This window comes from Clostridium hydrogenum, from assembly GCF_021432385.1.
GTDB lineage: Bacteria > Bacillota > Clostridia > Clostridiales > Clostridiaceae > Clostridium_S > Clostridium_S hydrogenum.
This window is the reverse complement of sequence record NZ_JAEACT010000004.1, coordinates 645467-659545: the sequence shown is the minus strand read 5'-3', so window position 1 is coordinate 659545 and position 14079 is coordinate 645467. Positions and strand designations below refer to the sequence as shown.

The following is a 14079-nucleotide window of genomic DNA, read 5'->3' as shown; positions in this document are numbered from 1 at the left end:
GGTTGGCGCTTATAAGACAACCTTATTTAAATGATTTTTAAAATTAGAAATCAAATTTAATTCATTCCTCGATAATATAAAAACTACTATCGAGGGTGGTATTATGCATTAACTTAGTCAAGTGTGAAATTCAAAATTCTTCTTATTAGAGTGAATAGAAGACTTCTTTACCTTCTAAAAAGTCTTTGCAAAGAGTATCACAATTTTTTAATGCACTAGTTTTTATCCAGGAATTCCTATCATTATCCCTCATAAATAAAACATAACTTATAAAAGTATCCATAAATATTTGTCCTTCTATATATTTTAGGTCATCAAAAGAAAATGAAGCTTTAGATGAATATCCTTGTAAAAAGGTTTGTCTTAATTTACTAGGGAAAATAGTTGCAGCACTGCCTAAATCGAATAAATAGTATCCAAAACCACAAAATCCTAAATCTATTAAACAGGGGTTATCATTGTTAACTACGATATTTCCCAGCTGTAAGTCTGCATGAATGATACCGAATGTATCTTCTCTTAAATTGAGCTCATTAATTTGGTCCTTAACTAAAATCAACACCTTTTTAATAATATCATAATGTTCCATACTAAATAGATTAACTTCAACACAATATTTTAGTTCCTCAATAGCAGTATCAATTCTATCAACATCATATATTGGTCTTGTGAAGTCTTTTGACGGTTTAAAATCTTTTAAACATTTATGAAATAATGCAAGATTTTGTCCAAGTGTAAAAGTGATTTCATTAATATTATCCTCCTTAAGAGTGAGAGTACAACCCTCTATCCACTCTAAAATTGTGGCATAACAAGGATGGTTAAAATTATCTAGATTATATTCAGTTATATACTCTCCGAGATTATTGGATATAGGCTTCTGTGCATAAAGTAACCCTTTATGGTTAAGTTTTTGCAGAATCTTAATTTCAGATTTTATACCTTCTAATGTATGCTGTAGACCAAATAGACCTTCAGTGATAGGTTTATGTATTCGCAGTAAATAATTCTTATTGTTTAATCCATCAGTTATTTTAAAAGTAATATTTTCATTATGTCTGATAAATTGAATTATCGGAGCAGAAATAGAGTATGATGTAAGAATTTCTTTAGCTATAATATTATAATCCATATTTTTTCTCCTCTCTATAAGTTAAAATGCTATATAATGACTTAATCTTAGACCAAGGTAATTTTCATTACTTATTAATAATAACATCTATATCTTTTGAAGGATAACCTAATACTTAATTCATAAACAAAAATGCGCCAACCAACATAAATTAGATAACACCTTATATGTTATCGATTTTATGTTTGAAAAAATAAATTAGGATTATGAAGGGTGAACCGTACCATAAATGAAGTAGACCTTTTCTTAAACTGTTGATGTGACTGGTTTTAAGAAAGGTGGTAGTGTTATATATTGTATCATATCCTAAATAAATTATAAAAGCAAATGTTTATATAAGTTCTGATATAATATAAATAAGAAAAGCTTAGTGCGTCAACACTAAGAAATCTTTGGAAAAATTATTTTGTTTTAGGGCTATTAGATAAAATTAATTGAAGCTTAATTAAGAAAAAGTGTTACTCTTTGTAGGATGGGGCACTTTTTTCTTTGCTTTTAACTTCTATATCAAGACCAAGGAACTTAATCTTAATTTTTAAGTAATGTATAAAAAGGTTATGTTTTAAAACTAAATTAATCACATAAACAATTGATGCACACTTTACAAAAGTATCAAACATATTCAATACTACCACCTAGCTATAGTGAGATAATTCACCAATAGCCCAAAGTCAAAAAGATATTTAATCTTAATGATGGGGGTTCTTCTTCTTTTAATCAGGTATCTTTTTATTATAATTTAGCAAATTAGGAACAGTTTTATTATATTTGCAATGTTATACTATAGTTACCACGTGGGGAAAGGGTTGGTGAGAATTTGAATTATAATGACGCAATAGTACTATGTATCGAATTTATTGAGGAAAATATAAAAAATGAATTAACACCAGAAATAATAGCTAATGAGTGTGGTTATTCTACATTTCATTTTTCAAGAGTGTTTAATATTAACCAAGGGATGACTTTAATGGAGTATGTAAAAAAAAGAAGACTTTCATTGGCAGCAAAAGATTTATTTAATGGTAAGAAAATAATAGATATAGCTTTAGAGTACGGATTTGACACTCATAATGGTTTTTCAAAAGCTTTTAAAAAAGAATTTGGATTTAGCCCTACACAGTATTTAAAGCGTATGGACAGGTGTTTGGGAAAGAAATTAATGTTAGAATTTGGAGGGGATTTTATGAATCCAACTATTATTAAAAAATCTGCATTTAAGGTTGCAGGATATGGTATTAAAACTAATATAACTAACGGTAACTATACAAAAGATGTAGCTTCTTTTTGGATTAATTATGATGGTGAAAATTTAGAAAGCAAAATGTATAAAATATTAAATCCACCAAAACACGGTGAGGTTGGTTTATGTATTCCATCAAGCAATGATAACGGAGAAGCAACTTATATGCTTGGAGTTATAGTTGATAATTTTAACGATGTTACTGATGATATGATTACAGTTGAGGTTCCAGAAGCAACTTATGCTGTATTTACAACTCCACCAGTTAATACAGGTACTGAAACTTTGAATAATGAGTTTGCTAATGTGATTAAACAAACTTGGAAATATATATTTGAAGAGTGGTTTAAAGATAGTGGATATATATTTGATGAAGCAAAATTAGATTTTGAATATTATGATGAAAGGTGTCATCCAACTATAGACACTGTAATGGATATTTATGTGCCAGTATTAGAAAAGGGAGTATAACTTCTATATAAAAATTTGGATATGTCTAGCTGCGCTTTTACAAAAAGATACAGAAATATTTCATAAGCAATAAGGAAAGATAATCCTCTAATAATGGGGAGGCTCCTTCCTTATTTTTGTTTACAATTAAAATATAGTAGGCTAAGACTTTAAATTAATCCATATATTTTAGCACAAAGGCATAGCTTAGTTAAGATATTTGCTTAATAACAAGTAGTCATATATTGGTAGTTAAAGCTGCTTTAAGGTTCTTACTATTAGGTCATGTTGAGGCAGATAGTAAGGATGGTGCATTAAATTATTTAGAAAGTGAGTTGGAAAAGATAAAATAACTAAGTCTACGTTAAATCCGTTACGGAGAACCGTACCATAAATGACGTAGGTTTTACTAAAAAGCATTGATATTAGTGATTTTAACACACGTAATAGGTATTTAAAATTGTATTATAACCTAAATAAATTATAAGTAAGATGACTATAAAAGATAAGAAGGATATTGTCAGTATATAAATATACTTTGATGAAAAACTGCAGAAATATTTCATAATTAATAAAGAAGGAAAACTACTAGCTGAGTGGGTTCTCCTTCTTTTGTTTGTTTAGAATTAAAATATGAAGTAATTATGTATATATTGAGTTGCATTCGACATCTATTATGGATGGAATAATAGATGTATAATATACGTTGACAGTAATAACTTAGATAAGTATAATAAAAATATAGTATTTTACGATTATCGTAAAATAAAAATGAGGAGGAATCGTGGATGAATCTATATAATGCGATAACTAATAGGGTATCAACAAGAAAATATTCTGGGCAACAATTAAGTCCGAAAATCTTACAAAAGGTTAAATTAATCCTACAGGGTTTAAAACCTTTAAATTCTAATATTAGTGTGAGGCTTGAGCTAATTACTGAACCACAAATTGTTAAAACAACTGGTATAGGTTTTATGGGAGGAATGATAAAAAATAATGCTCCACATTGTATTATTGGAATAACAGAAAGTAAAGATGGTTGCATGGAAAATATAGGTTTCGTTTTGGAGCAAGCTATTCTTGAATTACAAAATGAAGGAATAAGTACATGTTGGCTTGGTACTTATAATAAGGAAAAAATAAAGTCTATTTGTAAAGTAAATGGAAATGAAGAAATTGCTATTGTAATTGCTTTAGGTTATGCAGAAAAAAGCTTTTACAATAATGGAATGAGAAAATTACTGAGCACTACTAAAAGAAAGGATATTAGGGAAATTTGCTTTTATAAAGATTGGGAAAATGATTGTAGTACATATTTATTAAAAGAATCATCAATAAAAAAAATACTCTATATGTCATCACTTGCTCCATCGGCAGATAATGGACAGCCTGTACGTGTTATTATAGACGATAGCAATGCACTATTTTTTACAAAGATAAATAAAAAATCAGAATGTTATAAAATAGATGCTGGAATTTTTATAGCTCATTTTTACTTATCATGTATTGAAGAGGGGCGTAAACCTACTATTTGTATTGACCAAGAAGAGCCTAAGAACTATAATATTCCTGATAATTATATTTATATTGGGCTTATTAGATATTAAAATGAGGTGTAAAAGATGGGAGATAGTGGTATAGAGCAACAGGTTAAAGTACTAGCTGAACAGTGGGAAAAGCTTTTACAAAGCAATAAATTGAATATATGCACAAAGCAATTAGAAGGCGCTACGGTATTAGAAGTAAATATCTTAAAAATTGTAGGAAGAAACCCTGATATTATTCTTAGAGAAATTAGTAAATTATTAAACATTCCTAGTAGTACATTGACAAGTGCAGTAAATCGATTGGAAAGAAAACAATTATTAAAACGAATTATAAGTGAAAGAGATTTACGTTCATTTGGATTAGCATTAACTGACAAGGGGAAGCAGGCATTAGATGAACATTATAGAGAAGAAGTAGTAATAATAAACTCAATGTTACAAGTTTTTGATGATAGTCAGGAACGTGGAAATTTTATTAGACTATTTAAAAAATTGGTAGATAACATAATTTAATTTGAATAATAAACTTAATGAACTGTCAGCAGCATAAGAAGTCTACGGTATACCCGATACGGAGAACCATACCATAAATAAAGTAAGTTATATTTATCACAAGGATTCACTTTAATAAAGTTAGTCCTTGTGATAATTTTAATTAGCTATTACATTATAAATTTACAAAATTATTTGGCAGTTTTATGAACAATAGCTGCTATAATTTGAGTTGCTATTCCCAAAATACAAACTCCATACCATCCAAAGTGTGCATAATTATAAGAGCCTAAAAAGGAACCTAGTGAGCCTCCTAGAAAAAAGCTTACCATGTAAACAGTATTAATTCTGTTGCGCATTTCTTCATTTAAAGAATGAACTATGGTTTGATTGGAAATATTACCAGATTGAACGCCTAAATCAAGCAATATAACGCCTAAAATTAATCCTAATATTTTAAAGCCAAGAAAAAGAAATAATACATAAGAAATTATTACAATAGTTATACAAATTCCTGTGACAAATCTAGAACCTCTTTTGTCAGCCATTCTTCCAACTAATGGAGCAGCAAAAGCACCGACGATTCCGACTAAGCCAAATAAGCCGGCTACCTGAGACCCCATGTTATAATGGGAACTTCCAAGTAAGAATGTAAGTGATGTCCAAAATGCACTAAAAGCTGCAAACATCATAGCTCCGTTAATAGAAACTTTTCTTAAGAGTGATTCTGTTTTTATTAATCCTATCGTTGATTTTAATAACTCAATATAATTAATGTTAGAAACTGGTTTACTTACAGGTATTAATTTTCTTAAAGCAATCATAAGAACTATCATCATAATTGCTGCAATAATATAAACCATTCTCCATCCCAAATAACCACCCAAAATTCCACTGAATGTGCGTGACACTAATATACCAATTAATAAACCACTCATGACAGTTCCTATTATTTTACCTCTTTCCTTTGGGGGAGATAACTGAGCTGCCAATGGAATAAGAAGCTGAGGGATAATAGAAGTAAAACCAACTGCAAAAGAAGAAATTATTAGCATAGAGATATTATTGGAAAAAAACATACTTGTAAGGGAAAGTACTGAAAGTAAAAGCATTACTGTTATTAAATTTCTTCTTTCTTTTATATCTCCAAGAGGTAATATAAATATCATTCCAACTGCATATCCTATTTGTGTAAGCATTGCTGCAAAACCTACATTAACTTCACTGACATTAAATGTTTTAGCTATATCTGCAAGCAATGGCTGTATATAATATAAATTTGCTACAGTGACCCCACAAGCTATAGCCATAACCATAATTAATAAATTACTTAGTACAGGTTTATTTTCTATCTTATTTTTCACAAAATCATTATTTAAGCTTTCCATAATAATTCACTTCCTTTTCAATTTCATCAATAACTATTTTTATTCCATGATAAGTGTTTCCTGTCTTAACAGGACTTTCATTAAAAGCTACAACCTTCATTAAAAATTCCTCCTCGTTAAAAATTCAAATTTTTCATAATAAAAATAATTGCAGTTTTACATATAAATACTGAACGTTTAGTTTATATATTATATAATATACTAAACGTTCAGTATTGTAAAGTGTATTTTTAAAAATTTTTAATGTATAATATACGTATAGTTTTCAATATAACAGGAGGTATAATTTATGATGGATAAAAAATTAGGACGCCCTCGAAGTGAAAAAACAAAATCAGATATTCTTAATGCTTCATATGAATTATTAATTGAAAATGGCTTTGCAGGGATAACCGTTGAAAAGATTGCTGAAAGGGCTAATGTAAGCAAAGCTACTATTTATAAATGGTGGACTAATAAAGCAGCTGTTGTTATGGATGGATTTTTAAATGCTACTAATGTAGAACTTCCAATACCTAATACTGGATCAACCGTTGAAGATATGTTTATTCAGGTAGATAATTTTGTAAAGTTTTTAACGACCAGAAAAGGAAACGTAATTACTGAAATAATAGCTGAAGGACAATATGATCCTAAATTAGCAGATATATATCGTAATGCATATTTTACACCTCGCCGAAATATTTCAAAGCAAATTTTGGAACGTGGAATTTCAAGAGGAGAATTGAGAACGGATTTGAATGTAGAGGTAATTATTGATTTAATTTGGGGGCCTGTGTTCTATAGGTTATTGATAACAGGAGAAGTAATTGACAGTGCTTTTGTAAAAGAATTAATAAATTATGCATTTCAGGGAATTCAAATTAGACTTTAGAAAGGTCTATGTTATAAACACATGGTTAAACCATTATAATTTCATATTCTGTTTACGATATTCCGAGGGCTTACATTTTACATGTTTTAAAAATGAGCGGTTAAAATAACTGATGTTGTTGAAACCGCTCATATTAGCAATTTCAGTAATATTTAAACTCGTGTTTAGCAGTGCCTCACAGCTTTTTCTGATTCGAAATCGGTTTAAGTAATTAAAGGTGGTTAATCCAGTCAGTTCTTTAAAGTATCGACAAAACGTACCAGTGCATAAGCCTGACTGCTTGGACAGCAAGCTTATTGTCATATCGAATGAAAAATTTTCATGAATATATTCTATAGAAGGTTTCAGCTTACCATATAATTTTACATAGTTACTTGATAAAGAGACGGATGTCATATGATTTAAATAATACAGATTCCATAATTGATATAATAGCCCATGAAGCTCTAATTCCCAAGTATCAATATCCTGTCGTCCATAGAAGCATAGGATTTTTTTTAGCAAAAGTAAAGCCTTATTCTGCCAAGATATATTTGGTGAAAATTTAAAAAGATAAATAAGCCCATTATGTTTTAAAGGTTGTACAAAACGTGCATATGTAGCATTGGTGAAGGCTTCAGTAAATAAAACCTGGCTGAAGACCAAGGCAAAAAAGCTACATGTCTCATTATTTGTTTTTGTAGCCATGTGCAGCAGGTTTGGTGGTATAAGAAGGGCTTCACCTTCATGAATACAGAATTGGGTATCTTCAATGGCAAATTCAATTTCACCTTGTTCAAGATAAAAAATCTCAATCTCGTCGTGCCAATGCTGATATAACACCAGATTATTATTGGCTGCCACATGAGTTTGATGTATGGAATAAGGGCGGTTTTCAATTATGTGTGAGACGTTTTCCTTATAGGTATTATTTGTTAGTTTACTATGATTTATCATTTTGTAATGCTTCCTTCTATATATTTTCTCATTTATCTATGTTTTAATTCAGTTTAACATGTTGAAGCAAGATGTCAATATAGTATCAGTTTTAGTGATAATAAGTAAAGCGTATATCTGCAAAAAAAGATATAGTATACATATGGAGAAGCCTTATAAAGCTCTGCTAAAATTAAAACTTGTTTAAGATGCCTAAGGAGGATATTGTATGGGGAAAATAACATTATATGAGGATAAAATCATATTTGAACGTAAGGATGAGCTTACAGTGATTGAGGCGTATGGAGAAAACTGTTTGCGCTGCAGGTCAACTAAAAATGCTAAGCTTTCAGAGGAATCATGGACACTTTTGCCGCCAAAAACAGAGCATCAGTGTGTTGTTAGTGGTGATGAAAAAGAGGCAATTATTACAAACGGCATGGTTTCTGCAAAAATTGAAGCGGGAAACATTTGGTATGGAGGTATCATATCATTTTTCCGTAACGGTAAGCAGATACTTCACACTAAATTTGAAGGAGATTATACCACAAGAAATGTCCATCGTGAAGGTGATCATTATCAGGTTAAGGTAATTTTCGATGCAAATAAAGGTGAGCATTTTTACGGATTAGGACAGGAACAGGAGGATCAGTTCGATCGCAAAGGAAGTACCTGTAATTTGCTTCATTATAACACAAAGTCTGCCCTTCCAGTGGTGTATTCATCTTTGGGTTATGGATTCTTTTGGAACAACCCTTCTCCCGGACGCTGTGAGCTGACGAACAATCATACTATGTGGACATCATACAGTGCCTATCAGGCGGACTATCTTGTATACGCTGGTGAGGCTCCAGCAGATGTTATGAAAACTTATTGTGACCTAACTGGTTATGCTTCGGATTTTCCAGATTGGGCAGGAGGTTTCTGGCAGTGTAAGCTGCGTTATGAATCTCAGGAGGATTTGCTCCAGGTTGCACGTGAATATAAAAAACGAGGCATTCCCATTGATGCAATTGTGATTGATTATTTCCATTGGACACAGCAGGGAGAATGGAAGTTTGACCCTAAGTATTGGCCGGACCCTAAAGCTATGTGTGATGAACTTAAAGAAATGAATATTAAGCTCATTGTTTCTATATGGCCTACTATCAATCCTAAAAGCGAAAATTACTCAGAAATGAGCGAGGGTAATATGCTGGTTCGTACAGAAAATGGACAGTATGGTACCTTTGATTTCTATGGTCAGCAGACTTTTATAGATCCTATGAATCCCAAAACCGCAGAATTTGTATGGGAAAAGGTGAAAAAAAATTATTATGCTTATGGTATTCGAAACTTTTGGTTGGATGAAGCAGAACCAGAGGTCCACCCTCAGCAATTTGGGCATCTGAAATTTTATCTTGGCAACGGTGCACAAACGGCAATGCTTTATCCATATTATTATGTGAAAATGTTTTATGACGGTTTGAAATCGGAAGGAGAGGACAAAATAATCTCTTTGACACGTGCTGCATATCCAGGAAGCCAGAAGTACGGGGCAGCAGTATGGAATGGAGATATTATGTCCAGTTTTGAAGCTCTTAGAATGAGTGTTAAGAGTGGCTTATCCATGGCAATGAGCGGTATTCCGTGGTGGAATTCAGATATAGGTGGGTTCTTGTCTGGTAATATTGAAAGTGAATATTTTAGAGAACTAATTGTACGCTGGTTTCAATTTGGATTGTTTAGTCCTATTATGAGGCTTCACGGTTCAAGGATAAGAACAAAGAACCATGTTTCACGTCATCCTGGCATAATTGAGCCAAGCGGTGGAGACAATGAAATATGGTGCTTTGGAGAGGATAATTATCCTGTTCTTAAAAATCTTATTGAACTCCGTGAGCGTATGAAAACATATACGCAGAAGTACATGGACATTGCAAGCAAAACCGGAAAACCCATTATTAGACCCATGTTCTTTGATTATTATAAGGATGAGAATTGTTATACGCTAGAGGATCAATACATGTATGGTGAAGAAATCCTATTTGCACCAATTGTTGAACAGGGACAGGAACAGCGTGAGGTTTATTTGCCTCACGGCAACTGGATTCATGTATTTGATAGAAAGACCTATATAGGCGGTCAAGTCATAATGTGCCATGCAAAACTGCACGAGTTTATAGCATTCGTAAAAGAAGGAAGCGATGCCATAAAAATCTTTGATATATAGATAAACAACCTGAAACATTTAAATTGCAAGCACCAAATTCATCCTTATAATAATGCTTTCAATTCACAATCATTCATTGTGAATTGTGAATTGAAAAATATTGCTGTAAGGATAATCTTGGCATTTGCAATTTCAATGTTCCAAGTTGTACCTCTATATTAAAGTATATTTTTGTTGACATATTGTTTTATAATAACATAAATATATATATACCTAAATTATTATAGATATATTTATATTAAATCTATATTTATTAATTAATAAAATGATTATTCAATATAAATTTAAAAAGATTTAAACTATAAGAAAGTTGCTGTAAATCATATAAATAGAGGGATTTTCAGAAAAAATAATTGCAGCATGGCTAAATGAAGGTTTACATACATATAAATTGATTAAAGAAAAGTTAAAATAGTGTTGACTTGAAAACGTATACCGATTATAATGTAAATATGAGATTTAGGAAAACATAAAATAGTTTAAGTTAAATTAAATCAAATGGGGGAATGAAAGAAATGTTAAGAAGAGGGAAAAAATTAGCAGTACTAGGAATGGCACTTGTAATGACGACTTCACTTTTCACTGGCTGTGGTAGCAGCAACGGTAAAACAAGTGACGGGAAAATTGAAATTAGTTGGATGGCATCAACTCAACCACAGGAAAAAGTAATTTATCAAAAAATTATAAAGAAATTTGAGCAAAAATATCCAAACATTACAATAAAATTTATAACAGCGGATTCAGATACTTATAGTCAAAAGCTTACAGCAGCTGCATCATCAAATACTTTACCCGATGTTTATTATGTTGGTTCTGGAGATGTAAGAAAGTGGGCAGATAATAATCAACTTTTAGATATACAAAAGTATGTAGATAAATCTAAATTGGATGATATGTGGTCATCAGCACTTGATTCATATAGATATGATGGCAAGGAAATAGGAAAAGGTGATTTGTATGCATTACCAAGATCAACGGGACCATTCATAATGGCTTATAATAAAACAATGTTTGAAAAAGCAGGAATTCCACTACCAGATCCTAAGAAACCGTATACTTGGGATGAATTTGAGCAGATATCTAAAAAACTTACTAAGGATACAAATGGAGATGGAAAAATAGATCAGTTTGGTACAGGTTTAGCCGCACAATTTTCATTGCAGAGTTTTGTGTGGTCAAATGGTGGAGACTGGTTAGATAAAACACATAAAAAGGTTACAATAGATACTCCTGAATTTATTCAAGCTTTTCAATTCTTTGTTGATATGCAAAATAAATATAAAATAACACCATCTATTTCAGAAACCCAATCATTAGGTGGATATCAAAGATGGCTAAAAGGACAAATGGCATTTTATGCATGTGCAACTTGGGATATATCTACATTTAATAAGAGTTTACCTTTTGACTACGGCTTAATGACACCACCTGTTAGTCCTAAAACAGGAAAACCTGCAACTTGGATACAATCAGTTGGATTTGGTATTTCTGCAAAAACTAAACACCCTAAGGAAGCAGTTGAATTTATAACTTACTTGTCCGCTGATAAAGAAGGAAATAAAGAAGAAGCAGCTGAAGATTTACAAATGCCTAATGTAAAATCTGTAGCAGATTCAGATTATTTCAGCCAAACAAAGCCAACAAACATATCAGAATTTAAAAATGCAGTTGAAAATTATGGAAGAAGAATGCCAGCAGAATATACTTATACCTCAGCATGGTATGATGAATTCTTTACAAATATACAGCCTGTACTTGATGGAAAAGTTTCAGTATCAGATTATTGTAAAAAAGAACAACCTATAATGCAGAAATTATTAGATGATTCATATAAACAACAAGCAGCAGCACAGAAAAAATAGCTAAACTTACTAAAGAAAGCTATGCTTTAAATAAGTGTGAAATAAACACTTATTTAAAACATAGCCCAAAAATAAGAGTATCTATTGATACAAACTGATTTTGGTAGCTCAAATAGTTTATCAATACTTTGAATATAATGGGGTGAGAAATTTGCAAAATGTTGATATAAACACTAAAAAAAATATAAAGCTAAAGAAGCCTAAAAATAAAGGATTACATTATGAAGAATCAAAAACAGGATACTTATTCGTTTTGCCTCCCATACTAGGATTTTTTATATTTGCCTTAGGGCCACTAGTTTTTTCTGTAATTGCAGGATTTACTGATTGGAATGGACTTGGATCAATGCATTTTGTTGGCTTTGCTAACTATAAGGAAATATTTACTGACGGAAGATTTTGGCAGTCATTGTGGAATACTATATATATGATGATAGGAATACCAATAGGACTCATTCTTGCATTACTTCTTGCGCTAGCTATGAACAGGGATATGTTTGGAGCTAAAGCTTATAGAGTTATTTATTACATACCAGTTGTATCATCAGTAACTGCAATAGCTATTTTATGGAGATGGGTATATAACGGTGATTATGGTTTATTAAATCAAATTTTATATGATTTATTTAAAATAAAGGGACCAAATTGGTTAGCAAATGAATCTACAGTTAAAATATCAATTGTAATGATGATGGTGTGGAAGGGACTTGGATACACTATTCTACTTTATCTCGCAGCTATACAAGCTATACCTAAATCATATTATGAGGCTGCACAGCTTGATGGTGCTAATGCATTTCAAATTTTAAAGAATATAACAGTGCCTCTATTAAAACCTATTACTTTCTTTATTGTAATTACTGGGATTATAGGAGGGTCACAGGTTTATGTTGAGCCAAGTATAATGGTTGATAACGGAGGACCAAGTTATAGTGCCGCTACTATAGTATATTATTTATGGCAGAAAGCATTTAAAGAATCTAGAATGGGATATGCGTGTGCAGTGGCATGGATATTGGCGATGTTTATATTTGTGGTAACGTTTGTTCAATTTAGGCACAATATGAAGACTGACAGCGATACTAACATGGAATGATTTAGCTAAGGAGATGATAAAGAATGGTTTCACAAAAACGTAAAAAAAGAAATGTAGATATTATACTATTTATTGTTTTAGCACTAGGTGCGGTAACTATGCTTTTACCACTTGCATGGATGATTTCTACTTCATTGAAGCCTAAGACAGAAGTGTTAGCTATTCCGCCACAATGGATACCTAAAAATCCACAATGGGACAATTATATTAAGGTGTTTCAGATGACACCACTTTTAAATGGTTTTATAAATACTATCATAGTAGCATTAAGTGTAACTGTTGTCGGTACATTATCGTCTAGTATGGCAGCTTTTGCCTTTTCAAAATTAAACTTTAAGGGTAAGAATAAAATGTTTTTAGCTTTACTTGGAACTATCATGATACCCTTCCCGGTAGTAATGATACCTCAATTTGTATTGTTTACGAAGTTAGGATGGATAGATACCCTTTTACCATTAATAATTCCAGGTTTGTTTGGAAGTGTAATGACTATATTCTTTTTAAGACAATATATGTTTGGATTACCAAATTCGTTAATCGATGCGGCTAAAATAGATGGATGTTCATATACAAGAATTTTCTTTAAAATAATTTTACCATTAGTAAAGCCAGCCTTAGCAACGCAAATAATATTAGGATTTATGGGTTGTTGGAATGATTATCTTGGACCAAGTATTTATTTAAATACACCAGAGCATAGTACAGTACAAGTACTTATAGCTTCTTTTAACTCAATGTACGCTATTCAAAGTGATTACGGATTAATAATGGCGGCTTCTGTTATATCAATGGTACCAATATTAGTTATATTTGCATTATTCCAAAAACAGATAATAGAATCAATTGCAATAACAGGTATTAAGTAGTT

Annotated in this window: 11 protein-coding genes and 1 pseudogene; 8 read left to right on the top strand and 4 right to left on the bottom strand. The window is 31.2% G+C overall.

From position 1 onward, the window contains the following. Window positions 1–145 precede the first annotated feature (145 nt). A complete protein-coding gene (locus tag CUEA01_RS21240) occupies window positions 146–1132 on the bottom strand; it encodes a phosphotransferase enzyme family protein (protein ID WP_234124061.1) in 987 nt (328 codons plus the stop codon). Window positions 1133–1949: 817 nt separating this feature from the next. On the opposite strand from CUEA01_RS21240, the gene CUEA01_RS21235 reads away from it, so the two are divergent. From CUEA01_RS21235 to CUEA01_RS21225, 3 genes are all read left to right on the top strand, one after another. After that, the gene (locus CUEA01_RS21235; protein ID WP_234124059.1) at window positions 1950–2843 is read left to right on the top strand and encodes an AraC family transcriptional regulator; all 894 of its coding nucleotides are present in this window, start codon (window positions 1950–1952) and stop codon (window positions 2841–2843) included. 767 nt (window positions 2844–3610) lie between these two features. Beyond that, window positions 3611–4432, top strand: coding sequence for a nitroreductase family protein (locus tag CUEA01_RS21230; RefSeq protein WP_234124056.1), 822 nt, complete (start codon window positions 3611–3613; stop codon window positions 4430–4432). A gap of 15 nt (window positions 4433–4447) precedes the next feature. Continuing rightward, window positions 4448–4885, top strand: coding sequence for a MarR family winged helix-turn-helix transcriptional regulator (locus CUEA01_RS21225; RefSeq protein WP_234124054.1), 438 nt, complete (start codon window positions 4448–4450; stop codon window positions 4883–4885). Between the two features lie 170 nt (window positions 4886–5055). On the opposite strand, the gene CUEA01_RS21220 is transcribed toward CUEA01_RS21225, so the two are convergent. Together CUEA01_RS21220 and CUEA01_RS21215 are read right to left on the bottom strand one after the other, a co-directional pair. Then, on the bottom strand, window positions 5056–6252 hold the full coding sequence (locus CUEA01_RS21220; protein ID WP_234124052.1) for an MFS transporter: 1197 nt from the start codon (window positions 6250–6252) through the stop codon (window positions 5056–5058). Window positions 6253–6262: 10 nt separating this feature from the next. Then, a pseudogene (locus CUEA01_RS21215) lies at window positions 6263–6352 on the bottom strand (flavodoxin family protein); the annotation flags it as partial. Between the two features lie 192 nt (window positions 6353–6544). On the opposite strand from CUEA01_RS21215, the gene CUEA01_RS21210 reads away from it, so the two are divergent. Further along, the gene (locus CUEA01_RS21210) at window positions 6545–7126 is read left to right on the top strand and encodes a TetR/AcrR family transcriptional regulator (protein ID WP_234124762.1); all 582 of its coding nucleotides are present in this window, start codon (window positions 6545–6547) and stop codon (window positions 7124–7126) included. A 33-nt stretch (window positions 7127–7159) separates the two neighbouring features. On the opposite strand, the gene CUEA01_RS21205 is transcribed toward CUEA01_RS21210, so the two are convergent. Continuing rightward, window positions 7160–8062 carry a helix-turn-helix domain-containing protein gene (locus tag CUEA01_RS21205; RefSeq protein WP_234124050.1) on the bottom strand — a complete coding sequence of 301 codons (903 nt, stop codon included), beginning with the start codon at window positions 8060–8062 and terminating at the stop codon, window positions 7160–7162. 208 nt (window positions 8063–8270) lie between these two features. Between CUEA01_RS21205 and CUEA01_RS21200 the strand changes: the two genes are divergently transcribed. From CUEA01_RS21200 to CUEA01_RS21185, 4 genes are all read left to right on the top strand, one after another. Beyond that, window positions 8271–10253 carry a glycoside hydrolase family 31 protein gene (locus CUEA01_RS21200; RefSeq protein WP_234124048.1) on the top strand — a complete coding sequence of 661 codons (1983 nt, stop codon included), beginning with the start codon at window positions 8271–8273 and terminating at the stop codon, window positions 10251–10253. 506 nt (window positions 10254–10759) lie between these two features. Next, window positions 10760–12115 (top strand): ABC transporter substrate-binding protein, encoded by a 1356-nt coding sequence (locus CUEA01_RS21195; protein ID WP_234124046.1) that lies wholly within the window; start codon window positions 10760–10762, stop codon window positions 12113–12115. Between the two features lie 151 nt (window positions 12116–12266). Next, window positions 12267–13211 (top strand): carbohydrate ABC transporter permease, encoded by a 945-nt coding sequence (locus CUEA01_RS21190; RefSeq protein ID WP_234124044.1) that lies wholly within the window; start codon window positions 12267–12269, stop codon window positions 13209–13211. A gap of 23 nt (window positions 13212–13234) precedes the next feature. Then, a complete protein-coding gene (locus CUEA01_RS21185) occupies window positions 13235–14077 on the top strand; it encodes a carbohydrate ABC transporter permease (protein WP_234124042.1) in 843 nt (280 codons plus the stop codon). The last annotated feature ends 2 nt before the right edge of the window (window positions 14078–14079 follow it).

What these genes read in the sequence shown, in the direction of transcription:
- CUEA01_RS21240 (WP_234124061.1), bottom strand. Translation starts at nt 1,132, where the DNA reads ATGGATTATAATATTATAGCTAAAGAAATTCTTACATCATACTCTATT.
- CUEA01_RS21230 (WP_234124056.1), top strand. Translation starts at nt 3,611, where the DNA reads ATGAATCTATATAATGCGATAACTAATAGGGTATCAACAAGAAAATAT.
- CUEA01_RS21225 (WP_234124054.1), top strand. Translation starts at nt 4,448, where the DNA reads ATGGGAGATAGTGGTATAGAGCAACAGGTTAAAGTACTAGCTGAACAG.
- CUEA01_RS21220 (WP_234124052.1), bottom strand. Translation starts at nt 6,252, where the DNA reads ATGGAAAGCTTAAATAATGATTTTGTGAAAAATAAGATAGAAAATAAA.
- CUEA01_RS21210 (WP_234124762.1), top strand. Translation starts at nt 6,545, where the DNA reads ATGGATAAAAAATTAGGACGCCCTCGAAGTGAAAAAACAAAATCAGAT.
- CUEA01_RS21205 (WP_234124050.1), bottom strand. Translation starts at nt 8,062, where the DNA reads ATGATAAATCATAGTAAACTAACAAATAATACCTATAAGGAAAACGTC.
- CUEA01_RS21200 (WP_234124048.1), top strand. Translation starts at nt 8,271, where the DNA reads ATGGGGAAAATAACATTATATGAGGATAAAATCATATTTGAACGTAAG.
- CUEA01_RS21195 (WP_234124046.1), top strand. Translation starts at nt 10,760, where the DNA reads ATGAAAGAAATGTTAAGAAGAGGGAAAAAATTAGCAGTACTAGGAATG.
- CUEA01_RS21185 (WP_234124042.1), top strand. Translation starts at nt 13,235, where the DNA reads ATGGTTTCACAAAAACGTAAAAAAAGAAATGTAGATATTATACTATTT.